Genomic DNA, 20,456 nt, shown 5'->3' on the forward strand with positions numbered 1-20,456 from the left:
TGTAAGACGATGACCAAGGCCGGCGCGATCCGGTTATTTGAATGGGAGGAATTTGAGAGATGCCAGTCTACAAGGCCCCGGTGAACGATACGCTTTTCGTTCTGAACGACGTGCTGGGCCTCGAACGCTACAACAATCTTCCCGGTTTTGCCGATGCGACGCCCGATATGATCGAGGCGATCCTCGGCGAGGCGGCCAAGGTGGCCGAGGAAGTTCTTTTTCCGGTCAATTATTCCGGCGACCAGGAAGGCTGCAGACGCCAGGACGACGCCAGTGTCTCGACGCCGAAAGGCTTCAAGGAAGCCTATAAGGCCTATCGTGAAGGCGGCTGGATCGGCCTTGCGGTGCCGGAGGAATTCGGCGGGCAGGGGCTTCCCTATACGCTGCATGCCGCCGTCGGCGAATATACCTCCGCCGCCAACATGTCGCTGATGATGTATCCCGGCCTGACCCAGGGGGCGATCGCCGCGATCCTCGTCCATGGCACGCAGGAACAGAAGGAAACATATCTGCCGAAGATGGTCGACGGTTCCTGGTCCGGCACGATGAACCTCACCGAGCCGCATTGCGGCACCGATCTCGGCATGCTGCGCACCCGTGCGGTGGCGCAGGCGGACGGTAGTTACAAGATATCTGGCCAGAAGATCTTCATCTCCGCCGGCGAGCACGACCTGACCGACAACATCGTCCACCTGGTTCTGGCCCGCATCGAGGGCGCACCGGAGGGCACCAAGGGCATCTCGCTGTTCATCGTCCCGAAATACCTGGTCGGCAAGGACGGCACCCTCGGCGACCGCAACCCCGTCACCTGCGGCGCGATCGAACACAAGATGGGCATTCACGGCAATGCCACCTGCGTCATGAACTACGACGAGGCGACCGGCTTCCTGATCGGCGCCGAAAACCGCGGCCTCAACGCCATGTTCGTGATGATGAACGAGGCCCGGCTGATGGTCGGCCTGCAGGGCATCGCCATTTCTGAGATCGCCTATCAGAATGCGGCGAACTACGCCCGTGACCGCATCCAGGGCCGCTCGCTGTCCGGCGTCAAGGCGCCTGATAAGAAGGCCGACCCGATCATCGTCCATCCCGACATCCGCCGGACGTTGATGACCATTCGCGCTTTCAACGAGGCTGGCCGCGCCTTCCTGCTCTGGACCGCGCTAAAATCCGATATCGCCCACCGCGCCACCGACGAGAGGGAGCGACAGACGGCGGACGACATTCTCGGCCTCGTCACCCCGATCCTCAAGGGCGTGATGACCGACAGGGGCTTCGACCACGCCGTCATGGCCCAGCAGGTGTTCGGCGGCCACGGCTATATCGAAGAACACGGCATGAGCCAATATGTGCGCGATGCCCGCATCGCGATGATCTACGAAGGCGCCAACGGCATCCAGGCGCTCGATCTCGTCGGCCGCAAGCTCGCTCTGAACGGCGGCCGCGCCGCCATGGCGCTGTTCAAGGAGATCGGCGATTTCTGCGAGGAGAACCGCAGCGACGAGAAGCTCTCGTTCTTCACCAAGCACCTGAAGAAAGGCTTGAACGACGTCCAGGGCGCGACCATGTGGTTCATGCAGAACGCCATGGCCAAGCCCGACAATGCCGGCGCCGGCTCGACCGATTACATGCATCTCTTCGGCCTCGTCGTTCTCGGCTATATGTGGGCGAAGATGGCGAAAGCCGCTGAGGAGGGCCTTGTGTCAGGCGATGCGAGCCGCGAGGATTTCCTGAAGAACAAGCTGGTGACCGCCCGCTTCTTCATGGAACGCATCATGCCGGAAACCGCCCTGCGCAAGGCCCGCATCGAAGCCGGCGCCGATACGATGATGGAGTTGGCCGCGGAAGCGTTTTGAGCCGGTTCTCCCTCCCCCTTGTGGGGAGGGTTGGGGTGAGAAGCGGTCGGCGCAGCCGACGAAACGATCCGGTGAATCGTTTCGAGCGCCGAACGCCCTGAGTTTATACGAAGGGCTATTTGGTCTTCGCAGATTTTGAAGGCGCGTCGGCGCCGCCAGGGAGACGAGACAATGACCGAGGTTTTCATTTACGATCACGTCCGCACGCCGCGCGGCCGCGGCAAGAAGGACGGCGCCCTGCATGAGGTGCCTTCCGTCCGCCTCGCGGCCAAGACGCTGGAAGCGATCCGCGACCGCAACGGGCTCGATACGACAACCGTCGACGACATCATCATGGGCTGCGTCGATCCGGTAATGGATGCCGGCGCCGTCATCCCCAAGGCTGCCGCCTTCGAAGCCGGCTATTCCACCCGCGCGCCCGGCATGCAGATCTCCCGCTTCTGCGCCTCCGGCCTCGATGCCGTCAATTTCGCCGCCGGCAAGATCGCCCAGGGCGCCGACGACATCGTCATCGCGGGCGGTGTCGAAAGCATGTCGCGCGTCGGCCTGGGCATGTCCGGCGGCGCTTGGTTCATGGACCCTTCGGTGAACTTCCCGGCCTATTTCATGCCGCAGGGCGTTTCGGCCGATCTCATCGCCACCAAATATGGCTTCAGCCGGATCGATGTCGACGCCTACGCCGTCGAGAGCCAGAAGCGCGCCGCCCATGCCTGGGAGCAGGGCTGGTTCGACAGGTCGGTCGTGCCCGTCAAGGATCAGAACGGCCTGACGATCCTGGATAAGGACGAGCATATGCGCCCCGGCACCGACATGCAGGCGCTCGCCTCCCTCAACCCGTCCTTCCAGATGCCCGGCGAGATGGGCGGCTTCGAGGCCGTCGGCATCCAGGCCCACCCCGAGATCGAAAGGATCAATTATGTCCACCATGCCGGCAATTCCTCCGGCATCGTCGACGGCGCCGCCGCCGTGCTGCTCGGCTCGAAAACCGGCGGTGAAAGCATGGGGCTGAAGCCGCGCGCCCGCATCAAGGCTTTCGCCAATATCGGCTCCGACCCGGCTTTGATGCTGACCGGGCCGGTCGACGTCACCGAGAAGCTTTTGAAACGGACCGGCATGAGCCTGTCCGACATCGACCTCTTCGAACTGAACGAGGCCTTTGCCGCCGTCGTGCTGCGCTACATGCAGGCCTTCGACATCAGTCACGACAGGATCAACGTCAATGGCGGCGCCATCGCCATGGGCCATCCGCTCGGCGCCACCGGCGCCATGATTCTCGGCACCGTGCTCGACGAGCTGGAACGCCGCGACCTCAACACCGCGCTGGTAACGCTCTGCATCGGCGCCGGCATGGGCACGGCAACCGTTATCGAACGCGTTTGATGGGATCGGAACCCTCCCTTTGAGGGGACGGGCTTTACCGCAAGAGAATTCAGGGAGAGGAATTCCCAATGAGCACCTACACCAATTTCACGCTCGAAACCGACGCCGACGGCATCGCTCTCGCCACCTGGGACATGCCCGGCAAATCGATGAACGTCTTCACCGCCGAGGTAATGGAAGAGCTCAACGCCATCATCGATGCGACCACGGCTGACGCCGCCGTCAAGGGTGTCGTCTTCACATCAGGCAAATCCTCCTTCTCCGGCGGCGCCGATCTGTCGATGATCAAGTCGATGTTCAGCTCCTATCAGGACGAGAAGGCAAAGAGCCCGGAAAAGGCGGTGCAGACGCTCTTCGGTCTCGTCGGCCGTATGTCCGGCCTGTTTCGCAAGCTCGAAACCTCGGGCAAGCCATGGGTTTCGGCGATCAACGGCACCTGCATGGGCGGCGCCTTTGAACTGTCGCTCGCCTGCCACGGCCGCATCGCCTCCAATGCCAAGAGCGTCAAGATTGCGCTGCCCGAGGTCAAGGTCGGCATCTTCCCCGGCGCCGGCGGCACCCAGCGCGTGCCGCGGCTCGCCAACGCCCAGGACGCGCTGCAGATGATGACGACGGGCCAGTCGCTGAGCGGCTCGCGCGCCAAGGCGATGAACCTCGTGCATCAGGTGGTCGACCCGGATCAGCTGATCCCCGCCGCCAAGCAAATGATCAAGGATGGCCTGAAGCCGGTCGCGCTCTGGGATGAGAAAGGCTTCAAGCTGCCGGGCGGCGGCATCTGGACGCCGGCATCAGCCCAGCTCTGGCCGGCCGCGCCGGCGATCCTGCGCCGCGAGACCTCGGGCAATTATCCGGCGGCCCTCGCCATCCTGAAATGCGTCTATGAAGGCCTGCAGGTGCCCTTCGATACCGGCCTGAAGATCGAGCAGCGTTATTTCACCGAGGTGCTGCAGACCCGTGAAGCCTTCTCGATGATCCGCTCGCTGTTCATCTCGATGCAGGAACTCGGCAAAGGCGCCCGCCGCCCGGCCGGCATCCCCAAGTCCGAACTCAAGCATGTCGGCGTCGTCGGCGCCGGCTTCATGGGCGCTTCGATCGCCTATGTCACCGCCGCTGCCGGTCTCCCGGTGACGCTGATCGACCGCGACATGGAAGCTGCCGCCAGGGGCAAGGCCGTGTGCGAGGGCCTCGTCAAGGATTCTGTCGGTAAGGGACGATTTGCGCAGGACGAGGCTGCAGCCCTTCTCTCCCGCATCACTCCTTCGGCCGACTATGCCGGGCTCGCTACTGCCGATCTCGTCATCGAGGCGGTGTTCGAGGATCGCGAGGTGAAGAAATCGGTCATCGAGGCGGTTGAAGCCGTGCTGCCGGAAGGCGCGATCTTCGCCTCCAATACCTCGACGCTGCCGATCACGGGACTGGCGAAGAATTCCAAGCGCCCGTCCAATTTCATCGGCATCCACTTCTTCTCGCCGGTCGAGAAGATGATGCTGACCGAGGTCATCCTCGGCAAGGAGACCGACGACAGGGCTCTGGCCGTCGCGCTCGATTATGTCGCGGCGATCAAGAAGACGCCGATTGTCGTCAACGATACCCGCGGCTTCTTCGTCAATCGCTGCGTGCTGCGCTACATGTCGGAAAGCTACGATATGCTGATCGAGGGCGTGCCGCCGGTCATGATCGAGAATGCCGCCAAGATGGCCGGCATGCCGGTCGGTCCGCTGGCGCTCAACGACGAGGTGGCGATCGACCTGTCGCTGAAGATCCTCAAGGCCACCGTTGCCGATCTCGGCGAAAAGGCGATTGACCCCAGGCATATGGAGTTGATCTCCCGCATGGTCGAAAAGGAGGGCCGCTTCGGCCGCAAGAATTCCAAGGGCTTCTACGACTATCCGCCGAAGCCGGCGAAGAAATCGCTCTGGCCGGAGCTGAAGAGCTTTTACCGCCAGAAGAACGCCGACGAGGTCGACGTCGCCGTTCTCAAGCAGCGCTTCCTCGTCACCATCGCGCTCGAAGCCGCCCGCACGGTGGAAGAAGGCATCGTCGCCGATCCGCGCGAAGCCGATGTTGGCTCGATCCTCGGCTTCGGCTTCGCGCCCTATACCGGCGGGGCGCTCAGCTATATCGACGGCATGGGTGTGGAGGCTTTCGTGGAACTGACTGAAAAGTTGGCGGTAGCTTACGGAGAGCATTTCAGACCGACGCCGCTGCTGAAGGATATGGCCGCCATGGGCGAGACATTTTATGGGCGGTTCGATCCCTATGCTGCAGCGAAGTAAGCCGCTTCTGCGATCTTGATCCGAAGGCGGCCTGTTTTAAAAAGGGCTGTCTTTGTCGTCGAGCAGTGTGGCACCCCCTCTGGCCTGCCGGCCGTCTCCCCCACAAGGGTGGAGATCGGCTGGGCGCGAGGGCTTCCCCAAACAACTAAGGGGAAGGTGAGTGTTGCTGCCGTTCGAGAGGGAGCGATAGCCAAGCCTCCGCCGATCTCCCTCCTTGTGGGGGAGATGCCCAGCAGGCCAGAGGGGTACCACACGGCACACGGTTAAGAGACAACTCTCCACCGCGAGCACAACCCGGAAGCATCGCCAGCAATTCAGCCGCGAGCCTCCTCCTTGGCCTCCAATATCTCCATCACCCGCGCCATCACCGCCCGCGCTGATTCAAGCTCCGCTGCCGTAAACGCCGCGCTCACCCCGTTCGCCCATTCCGCCTGCGCCACCTCGATCGCACCAAGCCGCTCCGCTCCATCCGCCGTCAGCAGCACCAGCTTGGCGCGCTGATGCTGCGGGTTATCGGCATAGGCGATCAGCCCTTCACCCTCCAGCACATCGGCAAGCCGCTGCACGCCCTGGCGGGCGAGGCCGAGCGTGCGGGCGATCTGCGCCACCGAAAGCTCGCCGCGCCTTGCCGCTGCCAGCACCTGCCAGCGCGCGCTAGTCTGTCCCGCCGGTTTTGACAACCGGTCGCCGGCGGCCGTCAGGTGACCGGCCAGACGCAGCGCTGTGATCGCGAAAGCGGAGAAGGCATCCCCTTCCATCGTTCGCTCCGGTCGATTATGTTTGACAATATGCTGTCTATTTCGTATCTCGTTCATGGTGACAACATATTGTCATATCCAAGTGTCTGATGCAACGTCGAAGGAGGTGCGCGCCATGAAGAAGACCTACCGGGGAAGCTGCCATTGCGGCAAAGTGCGTTACGAAGTGGATATGGACCTCGAGGCCGGGACCGGCCGCTGCAATTGCTCGATCTGCGCCAAGCGGCGTTATTGGGGCGCCAACGTCAAGCCGGAGGATTTCCGGCTGATGTGCGATGAGGCGGAGACATCAGACTACCAGTTCAACACGATGAGCGGCCATCACCGCTTCTGCCGCACCTGTGGCGTGCCGGCCTATGGCGACGGTTATGTCGAGGCGATCGGCGGCGCCTATGTCTCGATCAATATTGCCTGCCTGGATAATATTACGCCCGAGGAACTGGCGGCGCTGCCGGTTCGTTACGCCGATGGCAGGCACGATGCCTGGTGGAACGAGCCTGAAGTGACGAGTTATCTCTGAAGCAATTCCAGCAAAACGCGGAATGCCAAGATTGAATGCATCATTGTCGGATCGTCCTCCTGCCGCGCGTCCTCTGTCCATAACGGAGAAGGAGAACGGCCGTGAAAGACGAAGCAAATGTCAGGCACGAGGAAGAGGCGGTCATCGCCATGCTGATGATGCGGGCCAAGGCGCTGGGGGAAAAGAACGCCGAGGAGGCGCTTTCCTACGAGGCCGAAGATTCCGTGGAATTTTCCCTTGCGCCGCCGCTGGTCATGAACGGCAAGGACAAGGCAGGCCTGCAGGCCTGGTTCGACACCTGGGAAGGTCCGATCGGCGGCGAGGTGCGCGACGCCAAACTGACGGTCGGCGAGGGTGTCGCTTTCTGGAGTGGCCTCACGCGGATGACCGGGAAGAAGACCGATGGCACCGAAGTCGATCTCTGGTTCCGTCAGACCCTCGGCCTCGTCAAGCAGGATGGCCGCTGGCTGGTCGCCCACCAGCACGCCTCGGTGCCTTTCGCCATGGATGGCAGCGGCCGGGCACTGCTGGATCTCCAGCCGTGAACACTCCCTCCGGAATCAGGCGGCATTCTCCGCCGTCTTTCCGGCGCGAAGGGCCACGATCCCGACGCCCAGCAACAGCAGGATCGCCGTCGCATAAATGTCCGTCGTCACCTGATAGCCGGCGGATTTCGCCAGGAAGCCTGCCAGAATCGCCGGCAGGCTGAAGGCGAGGTAGCTCTGCACGTAGAAGGCCGACAGCAGTCCGGCCCGCTCGTCCGCTTTGGCGAGCGGCATGATGGTGCCGAGCGAGCCGAGGAAATTGGTGCCGAAACCGGCGCCGGTCAAAATCGTGCCGATCAGCAGCAGCGGCACGTTTGCGAGATGCACGCCGGCAACGACCGTCAGGATACCGAGGGTCTTCGCCGATACGCCGAAGCCGAGATTGGCCTGGGCCGTCTTGCCGCGCCTGAGATAGACGGCGATCGCTCCGCTCGCCGTCAGTGCGGCGACGACCGCCCCGCCCGTCAGCGGCGCGGTGCTGCCGGTCGTGCTGGCGACCAAGGATGGGACCAGCGAAAGGTAGAAGCCGCCGAGCGTCCAGTTGGCGATATTGATCGGCGTCACCAGCGAGAGCGGCCGCTTCGCCTGCGGCGGAATGGAAACCCGCGGTATCAGAGAACCGAGCGCACCCGGCCGCGCGCCGCCGGTCTCGGGGATCAGCCAGATCGCGGCGGCCTGCAGCGCAAAGGCGACGAAGAGCAGCGCATAGACGAGATGCATTGGGAAGGGGCCATACTGGATCAGGGCGCTCGTGCCGACCGCACCCACCGCCATGCCGCAAAGCGGCGCAATCGAATTGACGATCTGGCCCTTCGCCCGGTCGACATCGACGAGGGCTGCTCCGAGCGAGGCGCCGGCGATGCCGGTGGCAATGCCCTGGACGATCCGCGCCGCGATCAGCCAGCCGGGACTGCTGGCGGCGACGAAGAGAACCATGGCGACGAGTTCGAGCAGCAGGGCAGAAAAGATCACCGGCCGGCGGCCGAGATGATCGGAAATCGAGCCGGCGGTCAGCAGCGCCGCCAGGAGCGCAAAGGCGTAGACTGCGAAGATCACCGTGATCAGCACCGGCGAGATGGAAAAGTTCTCCTGATAGATCCGGTAGAGCGGCGTCGGCACCGATGAGGCGCCGAAGAAGGTGGCGAGCGTCAGCGCGTGAAAACCGATCGAGGAACGCGGCGCATTCTCTGTGGATTTGGCGGCAGCGAACATATATAAGTCCCTTAAAGCTAACCCGTTGCGTTAGCTCCATGTAGGGTGAATGAGGCGCAAAGGCAAATTATTTGCGTTTATGCTCCTGTCAAAGATTTTGAACCATCAATGTCAGGACGAGGTCGGATTGCAGGCATGGCAGTGAAAGAGAATCTCCGTCCGGGCGGACGAAGCGCTCGGGTCCAGGCGTCGGTGCACAAGGCGGCGCGCGATCTGTTGGTCGAGATCAATCGCACGGAGGTGACGATCCCGTTGATCGCCGCCAGGGCGGGCGTGACGCCGTCGACCATCTATCGCCGCTGGGGCGATCTGCAGGAGCTTCTCGCCGACGTCGCCGTCGAGCGGCTGCGGCCGGATATGCAGCCGGTCGACGCCGGCAGCGGCAGCGCCGATCTTCAGGCCTGGGCCGAGCAATATGCCGAGGAAATGTCCTCCGGGCCGGGCCGCGAGATGATCCGCGACGTGTTGGCCGCGCAGGCCGGCGCCAATGCCTGCAAGTGCTGCGAATATACGCGTCAGCAGATCGTCGTTATCGCCGACAGGGCAAAGGCGCGGGGCGAAACCTTCCCGGACGTCGATCTCGTGATGGATCAGGTTGTGGCGCCGATCATGTACCGCATCCTGTTTGGCGAGGTGCCGGATACTGCGCGTGTACGCGATCTCGTCGCTCGCGTCATCAGCCCGGCCGGCTGAGCTTGCCGGCTATTCCGCAGCCGCGCGTTTGAGGCCGGCTATCTGGGTGATATAGGCGCGCAGCGCCGCCGGCCGCACCGGCTTGTGTTGAACGGCGATGCCGTAGCGCTCGGCCTCGCTGCGCACTTCAGGCGTGCGGTCGGCGGTAACAAGCAAGGCGGGGAGGTCGATGCCGAACTGCCGGCGCAGATGCAGGATTGCGGCAAGCCCGGTGCCGTCGTCGAGATGATAATCGGCGATGGCAAGATCCGGCGGCCCATCCCGGCCGTCCATGGCGATCACCTCGGCAAGGCAATCCACCGCCGTCACCTCGCAACCCCAGCCGCTGAGCAGCAACCGCATGCCTTCCAGGATCTTCGGCTCGTTGTCGATGCAGAGGATTTTCAGTCCCTTGAGCGGCTGCCCCGGGCGATCGGCGGGGCTGACGGCTGCCGCAGCCTCGGCCGGACGTGAGACGTCGAGCGGCATGGAGATGCGGAATTCAGTGCCTCTGCCATGCGTCGAGAGCAGCTCGACCGGATGGTTGAGCACGCGGGCGATACGGTCGACGATCGAAAGGCCGAGCCCGAGGCCGGAAGCAGTCTTGGCGCCTTCGTCCAGCCGCGCGAATTCCTTGAACACGGTACGGAATTTCGATGGCGGAATGCCGATGCCGGAATCGATCACCTGAATGATCACCTGGTTGCCGCGCCGCCGCGCCCCGACCAGCACCTTCCCGGTGATCGTGTATTTTATGGCGTTGGAAACGAGGTTCTGCACCAGGCGGCGCAGAAGATTCGGGTCTGAGCGGACGCGCAGCGATGTCGGCATGACCACCAGCTTCAGCTGTTTCTCCCGGGCGATCGGCGCAAAATCGGTCTCGATCCGCTCCAGGAGATCGGAAAGCGCAACCGAGGCAAGCCGCGGCCGCATGGCGCCGGTATCGAGCCTGGAGATGTCGAGCACCGCGCCCAGAATGGTTTCGACCGATTCCAGTGCTGAATCGATGTTGCGCACAATCGGGCTGTTGTCGGATTGCGCCATACGCTCGACCAGCGCCGAGGAATAGAGCCTGGCGGCGTTGAGCGGCTGCAGGATGTCGTGGCCGGCGGCGGCGAAAAAGCGGGTCTTGCCGATATTCGCCTCGTCGGCAGCCGCCCGCGCTTCGGCCAGTTCGTGGTTGACGCGGGTGAGTTCCGCCGTGCGTTCGGCAACGCGTTGCTCCAGCGTCTCATTCGCCTGTTTCAGCGCCTGGTCGGCGCTGACGCGTTGGGTGATATCGGTGAAGGTGGCGACAATGCCTTTGTCCGGCATGGCGTTGGAGCGCACCTCGATGATCCGCTCACCGCCGCCGAGCACCAGCGCGAAGGGTTTGTCGAGCGTGAGGAAATGCCGCACCGTCTGCTGCAGATCGCCCGGCGCGATGTCGCCGCGCTGGCTGAGGATATTGACGATCTCGGAGAGGGGAAAGCCGACCTGGCCGGCATTCTCCGGCAGGTCGAGCAATTGCCGGAAGCGGCGGTTCCAGATTGTCAGCCGGTTGGAACTGTCGAAAACGGCAATGCCCTGATCCATCTGCGATAGCGCCGTCTGCAGCATGTCCTGGTTATATTGCAGCGCTTCGCTTGCCTGATCGAGCAGCCAGGCGGTGTCGGACGAAGCATCCTCGATCTTCTGCAGGATCAACGACAGCACCAGCCTTGCCGAGGACGAGCCGATGGCGCTGCCGAGCAGCTGTTCGCTGAAATGGATCAGCGCCATGTCGGCCGGCTGCTCGTCCTCCAGCTTGCGGCCGGAGCTTTGCTCATAGGTCGTCAACGAGCGCTGCATGCGCTCCTCGCCAAGATAGCGCGAGATCGCCGCCTTGAGGTCGCCGACGCTGATGCGGGTTTTCCAGCCCCGCGTGGCAAATTGCGAGCGTGAATGCCGTTTGACGAAAATGCCGGCCTGGATGCGTTCCAGCGGCCTGGCATTGCGGGTGAGCGATCCGACGATGACGAAAGCGGTGTTGACGAGCAGGCTCATCACGGTCGCATTGACCAGCGGGTCGGCGTCGGGCGCGGTAAACAGCGTGGCGCCGGGGAAGATGAAGCCGAGCACTACGCTTGCCACATGCGAATAATCGGGGCCGCCGAGCGACGGCAGGAACAGCAGGTAGACCCAGATGACGAAGCCGGACGTCAGCCCGAGGATGGCGCCGCGCGCATTTGCCCGCCGCCAGATTAGTCCGACGAACAGGGCAGGGGCGATCTGCGCGATCGCGGCGAACGAGAGAAGGCCGATCGAGGCCAGCCCCGCCGTGCTGTCGGTCGAGCGGTAGTAGGCGTAACCGAACAGCAGCACGGCGAAGATCGCGCTGCGGCGGATGTTCAGCAGCGTCTTGGCGAAATCGTCGCGCTGGCCGGTGCGGCCGGCGAGTTTGCGCCTCAGGAAGATCGGCATGATGATGTCGTTCGACACCATGATCGACAGCGCCACGGAATCGACGATGACCATCGCCGTTGCGGCGGAGAAGCCGCCGATGAAGGTGATCAGCGAAACCACCGGCATCTCGCCGGCAAGCGGCAGCGACAGCATGTAGAAGTCGGCATTGCCGGCGCCGCCGAAGGTCAGCAGCCCGCCGATCGCCACCGGCAGCACGAAGAGATTGATCGCGACCAGATAGAAGGGAAACAGAAAGCCGGCGAGTTTCAGCTGTTTCGCCGTCCGGTTTTCCACGACCGTCACGTGAAATTGCCGCGGCAGCATGATGATCGCGAAGGCCGACAGTGCGATCAGGGTGATCCAGCGGCTGATCGGCGTATGATAATTCAGCGCCGACATCACCAGGCTGTTTTCGACGGTCTTCTGCCAGAGGTCGGTCGGACCGTCGAAAAGAAACCAGATGACGCAGATGCCGGCCGTCAGGAAGGCAACCAGCTTGACCACCGATTCCATCGAAACGGCGAGGATCAGGCCGTCCTGGTGCTCCGTCGCATCGGTATGCCGCGTCCCGAACATGATGGCGAAGCAGGCAAGCACCAGCGTCGCGACGAGCGGCAGATCGAGAAAATAGAGATTGCCGCTGCCGATACCGTAATCGGACGGGTTGACCATGGCGCTGACGGTGCTGGAGATCGCCTTCAGCTGCAGCGCGATATAGGGAATGGTGCCGATCAGCGAGATCAGCGCGACGATGGTGGCGACCGTCGGGTTCTTGCCGTAGCGCGCGGCGACGAAATCGGCGACCGAGGTGAGCTTCTCCGCCTTGGCGAGCTCGATGATGCGGCGAAGCAGCGGCATGCCGAACGTGAAGACCAGGATCGGGCCGATATAGATGCCGGCAAATTCCAGGCCGCGCTGCGCGGCAAGCCCGACGCTGCCGAAATAGGTCCAGGAGGTGCAGTAGATCGCCAGGCTCAGCGCATAGACGACCGGCCATCCGCCTTCCAGCGAGCCCGGGCCGCGGTTCTTGCGGTCGCCATAGCTTGCCACGGCGAATAGCAGCAGCAGATAGCCGAAGGCAGACGCGAATATGACCCAGCCTGGAAGCATTGACCCTCCGCCGGTGACAGGTGCCGGCACCTCCCGCAATGCAGGTGAGCTTAAGTCATTTCAGGAGCCTTGAAAATTCCTGCCCGTCTAAGCCTTAAGTCAAAGACTGCACGCAGTCCTTTGCGGGATTATTGCGATTTGCAATTGATTAATTGCAGTGAAGATGTAGCTAGTGAAAACAACTGCATATCTCTGAAATGGGATCGAAGGGAGACGGATCCGATGCTCAATGAGTTCAAGGCCTTTATCGCCCGCGGCAATGTCATGGATCTTGCAGTCGGCGTCATCATCGGCGGTGCCTTCGGCGGCATCGTCAAATCCCTGGTCGACGACCTTATCATGCCGATCGTCGGCGCCATTTTCGGCGGCTTCGATTTTTCCAATTATTTCCTGCCGCTCTCGTCGGCCGTCAACGCGCCGACACTGGCCGCCGCCCGCGCCCAAGGGGCGGTCTTCGCCTATGGCAGCTTCCTCACCGTCCTCATCAACTTCCTGATCCTTGCCTGGATCATCTTTCTGATGGTCAAGGGCGTGAACTATCTGCGCATGCAGGTCGAGCGCCAGGAGAAGGCGGCACCGGAAGAACTGCCCCCGCCGCCGGCGGACGTCCAGCTGCTGACGGAGATCCGCGATCTCCTCGCCAAGCGCCCGGCGGTCTGATCGGAGCTGGGGCCGGCGGCTCAGGCTGGCGTGTTGAGGCAAGTCGTGGTGGCTCCACAATGGCTCCGCCCGCCCTCAGCACGTCGGCCGCGCCGGCCATCCATCACGAAAATCGATATGCCATCACTGGATATCATGGGATTTGCGGTCGCAAATCCTCTATGAAGGCGAAAACCGGAGATCTGCATGTCGATCATGAACAGCCTCAGCCCGCGCGCCGTGGCGGCGCCCGAAAGCGGGATCGTCGAAGTCGTCAATTATGCCCGCGGCCGCGAAGGCCTGCTGCCGCTCTGGGTCGGTGAAGGCGATCTGCCGACGCCCGATTTCATCAGCCGGGCGGCGATGGAAGCGCTGGCCGCCGGCGAGACCTTCTACACCTGGCAGCGCGGCATTCCCGAGCTTCGCCGGGCGCTGTCGGATTATTATGTCAGGCATTTTTCCGTCCGGCTGCCGGTCGAGCATTTCTACGCCACCGGCTCCGGCATGCAGGCGATCCAGCTCTGCGTGCAGGCGCTGACTTCGCCTGGCGACGAATTCGTTTATCTCACCCCCGCCTGGCCGAATATTGCCGCAGCCCTCGAAATAGCAGGTGCGCGCTCCGTCGGCGTCACGCTGCAGTTCGAAGGCGGCAAATGGACGGTCGATCTCGAGCGCGTCGAAGCCGCCATCACATCCAAAACCAGAGGCATCTTCATCAACACCCCTTCGAACCCGACGGGTTGGACCGCGACGAAGAAAGATCTCGGCAATATCCTGGCGCTCGCCCGCAAACATGATCTCTGGATCATGGCGGATGAAATATACGCGCGCTATTACTTCGCCGGCGGCCGCGCGGCCTCGTTCCTCGACGTGATGGAGCCGGACGACAAGATCGTCTTCGTCAATTCCTTCTCGAAAAACTGGTCGATGACCGGCTGGCGCGTCGGCTGGATCGTCGCCCCCCCAGAGATGGGCCAGGTGCTTGAAAACCTCGTCCAATATTCGACATCCGGCGTGGCGCAGTTCATGCAGAAGGGCGCCGTCGCAGCCCTTGATCAAGGCGATGATTTCGTTGCGGCCAACATCGCCAAGGCGGCGCGGTCGCGCGATATCCTCTGCGATGCGCTGATTGCCACCAATCGCGTCGAGACGCTGAAGCCGGACGGCGCGATCTATGCGTTCCTGAAGATCGACGGCGTTGCCGACAGCCGCAGCGCCGCCATCGACATCGTCGACAAGACGGGCGTCGGCCTTGCTCCCGGGGCTGCCTTCGGCGCCGGCGGCGAGCTCTTCCTGCGCGCCTGTTTCCTGCGCGATCCCGCCCAGGTGGCGATCGCGGCCGAGCGTCTCTGCGACTATATCCTCAAGCGCTGAGAGGGCGCGGGGCACGCCCGTGCGGGACGATTTCGTGCCGGAATCGCCTGATCGATAAAACTGTAGCGAAGAGCGAAATTAGCCTCTAACCACGACTCCAAACATACCCGTTCAAACGCCTTACAACGGCGCCGTGATAAGAAAATTGGAAAGAAAACCGGCGCCTGATGCCCCTGCTTATAAATTGAGGCGGGGTGTGGGAATGGCGGTTTTGGTGACGGGCGGCGCCGGATACATCGGCAGTCACATGGTTTGGGCGCTCATCGATGCCGGCGAGGATGTGGTCGTGCTGGACCGTCTCTCCACCGGCTTCCGCTGGGCGGTGGCGCCGGCGGCGCGTTTTTATCTCGGCGACATCGCCGATGCCGATATTCTGAAGAAGATCTTCATCGAAAACGACATCGAGGCGATCATCCATTTCGCCGGCTCCGCCGTCGTGCCGGTGTCGGTTGCCGATCCCCTCGCCTATTACGACAACAATTCCGGCAAGACCCGGACGCTTCTTTCCGCCTCGATCAGGGCCGGCATCCGCAATTTCGTCTTCTCCTCGACGGCCGCCGTTTACGGCCAGCAGCAGACGGACCTGCCGGTGAAGGAGACGGCTCACCTCAATCCGGAAAATCCTTACGGTCAGTCGAAGCTGATGACCGAGCTTATGCTGCGTGACGCCGCCGCCGCCTATGATTTCAACTATGTCGCGCTTCGCTACTTCAACGTCGCCGGCGCCGACCCGCACCACCGCACCGGCCAGTCGACTTCGGGCGCCACGCACCTCATCAAGGTTGCCTGCGAGGCAGCGCTCGGCAAGCGTGACAGCGTCCATGTTTACGGCATCGACTATCCCACCCATGACGGCACCGGCGTGCGCGACTACATCCATGTCACCGACCTCGCCGATGCGCATCTGAAAGCGCTGCAGCACCTGCGCAGGGACAAGGGCCCGCTCGTCGCCAATTGCGGTTATGGCAGCGGCTATTCCGTGCTCGACGTCTTGAATATGGTCACCCGCCTGCACGGGCATTCCTTCAAGATTCACATGGCGCCGCGGCGCGCCGGCGATTCGGCCAGCGTCGTCGCCGATCCTTCGCTCGCCCGGCAGGTGCTCGACTGGAAGCCCCGCTACGATTCGCTTGAGACCATCGTCCAGAGTTCGCTCGATTGGGAACTCTTCCTGTCGAACAGAAACGTCGACGACCTGCACAGCATCCACCGGGCACTTGCCGCCGCATCCTTCTGAGCGGTGTCCGGCGGCGGCTGCCGTTTACACCAGCGCCCGCGGGCTTCGAATGACGTGACGTGAATAAGGAAACATCAAGCTTTCGCTGCCTGGCTCTGGCCGACGGATAAGAGAAGATGAAGAACTTTCTGGCTTCATTGCAGCTGCAAAGAGACAATCCGACGCTTCTGATGGCGCAGTTCCAGGCCCTGTCGTCGCAGATCCCCATTCTCTATATCCTGCTGATCATCAATGCGCTGGCGGTGGCGATTACCCATCTGAAATCCGCGCCGCTGTGGCTGTCGCTCTATATTCCGGTGGCGCTCAGCGTCGTCTGTATGTTCCGTCTCTGCTGGTGGGAGATCAGGGGCAAGGAAAGCATCACTGCCGAGCGGGCCTACCGGCTGATGAAGGTGACGATATCGGGCGCCGGAATCCTGACCGTCGCTTTCGGCAGCTGGTCGGTCGCGCTTTACCAATATGGCGATGCGTCGCAGCAGGGCCAGATCGCCTATTTCCTCGTCGTGACCGGCATTTCCTGCATCTTTTGCCTGATGCATCTGCCGATGGCGGCGGCGATGACCACGGTCATTACCTTCTCCGCCATGATCACCACCTTCATGTTCTCGGGCAATCCCGTTTTCGTGGCGACCGCCGTCAGCGGGCTCTTCCTCATCCTGCCCTTCCTCCGGGTGATCAACAGCTATTTCCAGAATTTCGTCGGCCTGGTGCAACTGACCGAGGAGTTGAAGAAGAAGCAGGCGGAGGCCGAGGAGTTGAACCTCGTCAACAGCCGCAACGCGCTGCATGATCAACTGACCGGCCTTGCCAACCGCCGCAGCTTCTTTCTCTCCCTGGAAGAACGGTTGCAGAAGAATCCGTTCTCGACGCCCGTTCTCGGCATTATCGATCTCGACGGCTTCAAGCCCGTCAACGACGTTTTCGGCCATGCCGCCGGTGATCTCGTGCTCAAGGAAACGGCGCGACGCTTCACCGCTTTGGTCGGCGAGGAGGGTATCGTCTCCCGTCTCGGCGGCGATGAATTCGGCATCATTTTCCCCTCATCGATGACGCGCCAGGCGGTCGCCGATCTCGGTCAGGCGCTTTGCGCCGCCGTCCGTGATCCCATCGAAATCCCCGATGGCTCGGTCCGCGTCTTCGGCTCCTGCGGCATCGTCTATCCCGATCTCGGCGAATACACCGCCGAAGACCTCTACGAGAAGGCCGATTTCGCCCTCTACCAGGTCAAGAGCAAGCGCAGCAGCGGCGTCGAATTCTTCTCCGCCGAACACGAAAAGATCCTGACGCAGCGCTACCTGATCGAACTCGAGTTGCAGGCAAACGATTTCGCCGGGGAATTGAAACTCGACTACCAGCCGATCGTCGAATTGAAGAGCGGCCGCGTCGTCGCTTATGAGGCGCTCGCCCGCTGGGACAGCGCCCGTTTCGGACGCATCAGCCCCACAGCCTTCATTCCCGCCGCCGAGCGCACGGCGGTGATCGGCCGCATGACGCGCATCCTCTTTGCCCAGGCGCTCGAAGCGCTGGCGATCATTCCGCGCCATCTGAGGCTCTCCTTCAACCTCTCGGCACGGGATATCTGCGATCATGAGACCTCGATGGCGCTGCTTGCCATGATCACCCGCTCCGGCATCGACCCGAAGCGCATCGAATTTGAAATTACCGAAACCGCATTGCTCTCCGATTTCGACACGGCCGACCGGGTGATCACGATGCTGCGCGCCGCCGGCATCTCGATCGCCCTCGATGATTTCGGCACCGGCTTTTCCAGCCTCAGCCACATTCATCGTCTGGCCTTCGACAAGCTGAAGATCGACAAGGGTTTCGTGATGAATTTCGATCGCGACGCCCGTTGCATGAACATCACTCGATCGGTCGCCAACCTCTGTCAGAATCTCGGCATCGCCTCGGTCGCCGAAGGTGTGGAAAGCGAAGCGATCGCCGAGGGATTGAAGGCGATGGGTGTCCGTCTGGCGCAGGGCTATTATTTCTCGCGGCCGCTGCCGCTGGAACTCGCCATCGAATATGCGGACCGCTGCGAAGCCGCAGCGTCAGCCCGAGACGCCCTGTCGGCCTGAGCAATCGCTTGGTCCCGGCCCGCAAATACTCTGGAGCGATGCCGCATCCTCGTCTATGCATGGTTCAACAGACGAGGTGAACCATGCAGCACGGCGAAGTGATCATCGAACGGCGGGGCACTGCCGGCATCATCCGGCTCAACCGGCCGCGGGCGCTGAACAGTCTGACGCTGCCGATGATCCGCGCGCTCGCGGAGGCCCTTCATGGCTTTGCCTCCGGATCCGATGTGGCAAGCGTTGTGATCACGGGCGAAGGCGAACGCGGCTTCTGTGCCGGCGGTGATATCCGTGCGCTGCATGAAAGCGCCCGCGCCGGCGATGGTCTCGCCGGAACCTTCTGGCGCGAGGAATTCCGCCTCAACCATATGATCGCCTCCTATCCCAAACCCTATGTCGCGCTGATGGACGGCATCACCATGGGCGGCGGCGTCGGCCTGTCCTCGCACGGCCGCCACCGCATCGTCACCGAGCGCACGCGGCTTGCCATGCCGGAGACCGGCATCGGCTATGTCCCCGATGTCGGCGCCACATGGCTGCTGCCGAAGGCGCCCGGCGAGGCCGGAACATGGCTCGGCCTGACCGGGCTCGATATTGGTGCTGCGGACGCGATCTATGCTGGTCTCGCCGATCTTCAGATCGCTTCGGCGCGGCTCGACGCGGTGATCGATGGCCTTTGCGACCTGCCGCGCACCAGCGCGTCGACGGAAGTCGATGCCCTGCTGCAGGGATTTTCCGAACCGCTGGCGGAAAGCCGGTTGCGGCAGAATGTCGATGTGATCGACCGCGCATTTTCCTTCGACGGCGTCGAGGAAATCCTCGCGGCTCTCGCCAAAGAAGAGGGCGACTTTGCAGCCGAGACGCGCCGGGTATTGCTCAGCCGGTCGCCGACCAGCCTGAAACTCGCTCTGCTGCTGCTGAGGGCGGGCCGGCGCAGTGCCTCGCTCGCCGAATGTCTTCGCCGCGAACTCGGCGCCTGCCTGCAGATGCTTGATAATCCCGATTTCTTCGAAGGCATCCGCGCCGCTGTCATCGACAAGGACCGCAATCCGAAATGGTCGCCGGCATCAGTCGAGGCGGTGACGGCGGAAACGGTCGAGCGCTTCCTGAAACCGGCTGAGCCGCCGCTTTCGCTTTGATGTCGTAACTCCTGCGTTGCTGCGAGCGAGGGCACCGCCTGCCGGGCGGGACTCTGCGTCCTTTTGCTGGTCGCTCCACGCCAAATCTGCACTGCACCACGGCGAATCCATAGGCGGGCCTGTCCTAAAGCCTAGCCTTCCCTCTCCCTTGACCTGATCGACCGCCAAACGCGCTCCGGCATAGTCTCCGCTTCGTGATCATCGACCCGACATCTTTCGATCATGCAACACAGGAGCGCATCATGTCACAAGCAGAAGCAAGACCCCGTACGGCTGGCCAGCAGGAGACAAACATCAACCTCAACAGTACCTCGCAGCCCGGCAGACCGCGGCCGGATGAGCTGGTTCCGTCGCGCTACGCGGTGCGGATCGGCGAGATTGAAGTTCTGATCATCAGCGATGGTGTGCTGCCGCTCCCAACCGCGATGCTGGGGCACAATGTCGATGCGGCTGACAGGGCAGCGTGGCTGGGGGATATGTTCCTGCCGCCGGACGCTTTCGACTGGGCGCTGAACGTGGTCCTGGTCCGCAGCGGCGGGCAGACCATCCTCATCGACGCCGGGCTGGGGCTGGACCCGGACTTGAACTTGCCGCGGGCCGGGCAGCTGATCAGGAGGCTGGAGGCTGCTGGTATCGATCTTGCGGCGGTGACCGACGTGGTGCTGACCCACCTGCACATGGATCACATCGGCGGGCTGCTGGTTGATGGGGTGAAGGACCGACTGCGTCCGGACCTCAGGATTCACGTGGCGGCTGCCGAGGCGAAGTTCTGGGAAGCGCCCGATTTCAGCCAGGTGTCCATGCCGCCAGGCTTCCCTGACGCGCTTCGGGCGACCGCAAAGCGGTTCCTCGGCGAGTACGCCAGCCATCTTAGGCTATTCGACGAGCAATCCGAGGTGGCGCCGGGTGTGGTCGCCCAACGCACCGGCGGCCACACTCCCGGACACAGCGTTGTTCGCCTGGCATCGGGCAGCGACCAGTTGACATTCGCCGGCGACGCCATCTTTGCGGTCGGGTTTGAGCACCCCGACTGGTACAATGGTTTCGAACACTATCCCGAAGAAGCGGCTCGTGTGCGCCGCGATCTTTTGCGGGAGCTGGCGGCGACCGGTGAACAGCTGGTGGCCACCCACCTGCCGTTCCCGTCCGTCGGCCGGGTGGCGGTAGACGGCGAAGCCTTCCGCTGGGTGCCGGTCTTCTGGGACTATTGAGCGCCGAACCAAAGAGCGTTGCATGGAG

15 protein-coding genes are annotated in these 20,456 nt (G+C 62.8%); 12 read left to right on the plus strand and 3 right to left on the minus strand.

All coding sequences use genetic code 11. The features are described from left to right. Window positions 1-59: 59 nt before the first annotated feature. From HJC04_RS09750 to HJC04_RS09760, 3 genes are all read left to right on the plus strand, one after another. The gene (locus HJC04_RS09750) at window positions 60-1,856 is read left to right on the plus strand and encodes an acyl-CoA dehydrogenase C-terminal domain-containing protein (protein ID WP_221145929.1); all 1,797 of its coding nucleotides are present in this window, start codon (window positions 60-62) and stop codon (window positions 1,854-1,856) included. A 171-nt stretch (window positions 1,857-2,027) separates the two neighbouring features. Continuing rightward, window positions 2,028-3,236: an acetyl-CoA C-acetyltransferase gene (locus tag HJC04_RS09755; protein ID WP_210629294.1), complete on the plus strand. Its 1,209-nt coding sequence runs from the start codon at window positions 2,028-2,030 to the stop codon at window positions 3,234-3,236. A 68-nt stretch (window positions 3,237-3,304) separates the two neighbouring features. Further along, window positions 3,305-5,512, plus strand: a complete 2,208-nt coding sequence (locus HJC04_RS09760) for a 3-hydroxyacyl-CoA dehydrogenase NAD-binding domain-containing protein (RefSeq protein WP_221145931.1) — start codon at window positions 3,305-3,307, stop codon at window positions 5,510-5,512. A 314-nt stretch (window positions 5,513-5,826) separates the two neighbouring features. Here HJC04_RS09760 and HJC04_RS09765 read toward each other — a convergent pair whose 3' ends face one another. Further along, the gene (locus HJC04_RS09765) at window positions 5,827-6,327 is read right to left on the minus strand and encodes a MarR family winged helix-turn-helix transcriptional regulator (protein ID WP_210629293.1); all 501 of its coding nucleotides are present in this window, start codon (window positions 6,325-6,327) and stop codon (window positions 5,827-5,829) included. A gap of 58 nt (window positions 6,328-6,385) precedes the next feature. Between HJC04_RS09765 and HJC04_RS09770 the strand changes: the two genes are divergently transcribed. Then, window positions 6,386-6,790 carry a GFA family protein gene (locus tag HJC04_RS09770; RefSeq protein WP_221145933.1) on the plus strand — a complete coding sequence of 135 codons (405 nt, stop codon included), beginning with the start codon at window positions 6,386-6,388 and terminating at the stop codon, window positions 6,788-6,790. Window positions 6,791-6,891: 101 nt separating this feature from the next. Continuing rightward, the gene (locus tag HJC04_RS09775) at window positions 6,892-7,335 is read left to right on the plus strand and encodes a nuclear transport factor 2 family protein (RefSeq protein ID WP_221122733.1); all 444 of its coding nucleotides are present in this window, start codon (window positions 6,892-6,894) and stop codon (window positions 7,333-7,335) included. A 15-nt stretch (window positions 7,336-7,350) separates the two neighbouring features. Here HJC04_RS09775 and HJC04_RS09780 read toward each other — a convergent pair whose 3' ends face one another. After that, entirely contained in the window at window positions 7,351-8,547 is a 1,197-nt protein-coding gene (locus tag HJC04_RS09780) for an MFS transporter (protein ID WP_221145935.1), read from the minus strand. Window positions 8,548-8,682: 135 nt separating this feature from the next. Here HJC04_RS09780 and HJC04_RS09785 point away from each other — a divergent pair, with 135 nt between their 5' ends. Next, the gene (locus HJC04_RS09785; RefSeq protein WP_210629290.1) at window positions 8,683-9,240 is read left to right on the plus strand and encodes a TetR/AcrR family transcriptional regulator; all 558 of its coding nucleotides are present in this window, start codon (window positions 8,683-8,685) and stop codon (window positions 9,238-9,240) included. Between the two features lie 9 nt (window positions 9,241-9,249). Here HJC04_RS09785 and HJC04_RS09790 read toward each other — a convergent pair whose 3' ends face one another. Then, window positions 9,250-12,753, minus strand: coding sequence for a PAS domain-containing hybrid sensor histidine kinase/response regulator (locus tag HJC04_RS09790; RefSeq protein ID WP_210629289.1), 3,504 nt, complete (start codon window positions 12,751-12,753; stop codon window positions 9,250-9,252). A 222-nt stretch (window positions 12,754-12,975) separates the two neighbouring features. Between HJC04_RS09790 and mscL the strand changes: the two genes are divergently transcribed. From mscL to HJC04_RS09820, 6 genes are all read left to right on the plus strand, one after another. Beyond that, window positions 12,976-13,413: a large conductance mechanosensitive channel protein MscL gene (gene mscL, locus HJC04_RS09795; protein WP_037143248.1), complete on the plus strand. Its 438-nt coding sequence runs from the start codon at window positions 12,976-12,978 to the stop codon at window positions 13,411-13,413. Between the two features lie 186 nt (window positions 13,414-13,599). After that, window positions 13,600-14,766, plus strand: a complete 1,167-nt coding sequence (locus tag HJC04_RS09800; protein WP_221145944.1) for a pyridoxal phosphate-dependent aminotransferase — start codon at window positions 13,600-13,602, stop codon at window positions 14,764-14,766. A gap of 202 nt (window positions 14,767-14,968) precedes the next feature. Next, the gene (gene galE, locus HJC04_RS09805) at window positions 14,969-16,003 is read left to right on the plus strand and encodes a UDP-glucose 4-epimerase GalE (RefSeq protein WP_210629287.1); all 1,035 of its coding nucleotides are present in this window, start codon (window positions 14,969-14,971) and stop codon (window positions 16,001-16,003) included. Window positions 16,004-16,119: 116 nt separating this feature from the next. Beyond that, window positions 16,120-18,081, plus strand: a complete 1,962-nt coding sequence (locus tag HJC04_RS09810) for a bifunctional diguanylate cyclase/phosphodiesterase (RefSeq protein ID WP_221145947.1) — start codon at window positions 16,120-16,122, stop codon at window positions 18,079-18,081. A gap of 83 nt (window positions 18,082-18,164) precedes the next feature. Next, window positions 18,165-19,217, plus strand: a complete 1,053-nt coding sequence (locus HJC04_RS09815) for an enoyl-CoA hydratase/isomerase family protein (RefSeq protein WP_221122735.1) — start codon at window positions 18,165-18,167, stop codon at window positions 19,215-19,217. 242 nt (window positions 19,218-19,459) lie between these two features. Continuing rightward, a complete protein-coding gene (locus tag HJC04_RS09820) occupies window positions 19,460-20,428 on the plus strand; it encodes an MBL fold metallo-hydrolase (RefSeq protein WP_221122736.1) in 969 nt (322 codons plus the stop codon). Window positions 20,429-20,456 lie beyond the last annotated feature (28 nt).

Source organism: Rhizobium sp. NLR8a (genome assembly GCF_019685235.1).
GTDB lineage: Bacteria > Pseudomonadota > Alphaproteobacteria > Rhizobiales > Rhizobiaceae > Rhizobium.

What these genes read in the sequence shown, in the direction of transcription:
- HJC04_RS09750 (WP_221145929.1), top strand. Translation starts at nt 60, where the DNA reads ATGCCAGTCTACAAGGCCCCGGTGAACGATACGCTTTTCGTTCTGAAC.
- HJC04_RS09755 (WP_210629294.1), top strand. Translation starts at nt 2,028, where the DNA reads ATGACCGAGGTTTTCATTTACGATCACGTCCGCACGCCGCGCGGCCGC.
- HJC04_RS09760 (WP_221145931.1), top strand. Translation starts at nt 3,305, where the DNA reads ATGAGCACCTACACCAATTTCACGCTCGAAACCGACGCCGACGGCATC.
- HJC04_RS09765 (WP_210629293.1), bottom strand. Translation starts at nt 6,327, where the DNA reads ATGAACGAGATACGAAATAGACAGCATATTGTCAAACATAATCGACCG.
- HJC04_RS09770 (WP_221145933.1), top strand. Translation starts at nt 6,386, where the DNA reads ATGAAGAAGACCTACCGGGGAAGCTGCCATTGCGGCAAAGTGCGTTAC.
- HJC04_RS09780 (WP_221145935.1), bottom strand. Translation starts at nt 8,547, where the DNA reads ATGTTCGCTGCCGCCAAATCCACAGAGAATGCGCCGCGTTCCTCGATC.
- HJC04_RS09785 (WP_210629290.1), top strand. Translation starts at nt 8,683, where the DNA reads ATGGCAGTGAAAGAGAATCTCCGTCCGGGCGGACGAAGCGCTCGGGTC.
- HJC04_RS09790 (WP_210629289.1), bottom strand. Translation starts at nt 12,753, where the DNA reads ATGCTTCCAGGCTGGGTCATATTCGCGTCTGCCTTCGGCTATCTGCTG.
- mscL (WP_037143248.1), top strand. Translation starts at nt 12,976, where the DNA reads ATGCTCAATGAGTTCAAGGCCTTTATCGCCCGCGGCAATGTCATGGAT.
- HJC04_RS09800 (WP_221145944.1), top strand. Translation starts at nt 13,600, where the DNA reads ATGTCGATCATGAACAGCCTCAGCCCGCGCGCCGTGGCGGCGCCCGAA.
- galE (WP_210629287.1), top strand. Translation starts at nt 14,969, where the DNA reads ATGGCGGTTTTGGTGACGGGCGGCGCCGGATACATCGGCAGTCACATG.
- HJC04_RS09810 (WP_221145947.1), top strand. Translation starts at nt 16,120, where the DNA reads ATGAAGAACTTTCTGGCTTCATTGCAGCTGCAAAGAGACAATCCGACG.
- HJC04_RS09815 (WP_221122735.1), top strand. Translation starts at nt 18,165, where the DNA reads ATGCAGCACGGCGAAGTGATCATCGAACGGCGGGGCACTGCCGGCATC.
- HJC04_RS09820 (WP_221122736.1), top strand. Translation starts at nt 19,460, where the DNA reads ATGTCACAAGCAGAAGCAAGACCCCGTACGGCTGGCCAGCAGGAGACA.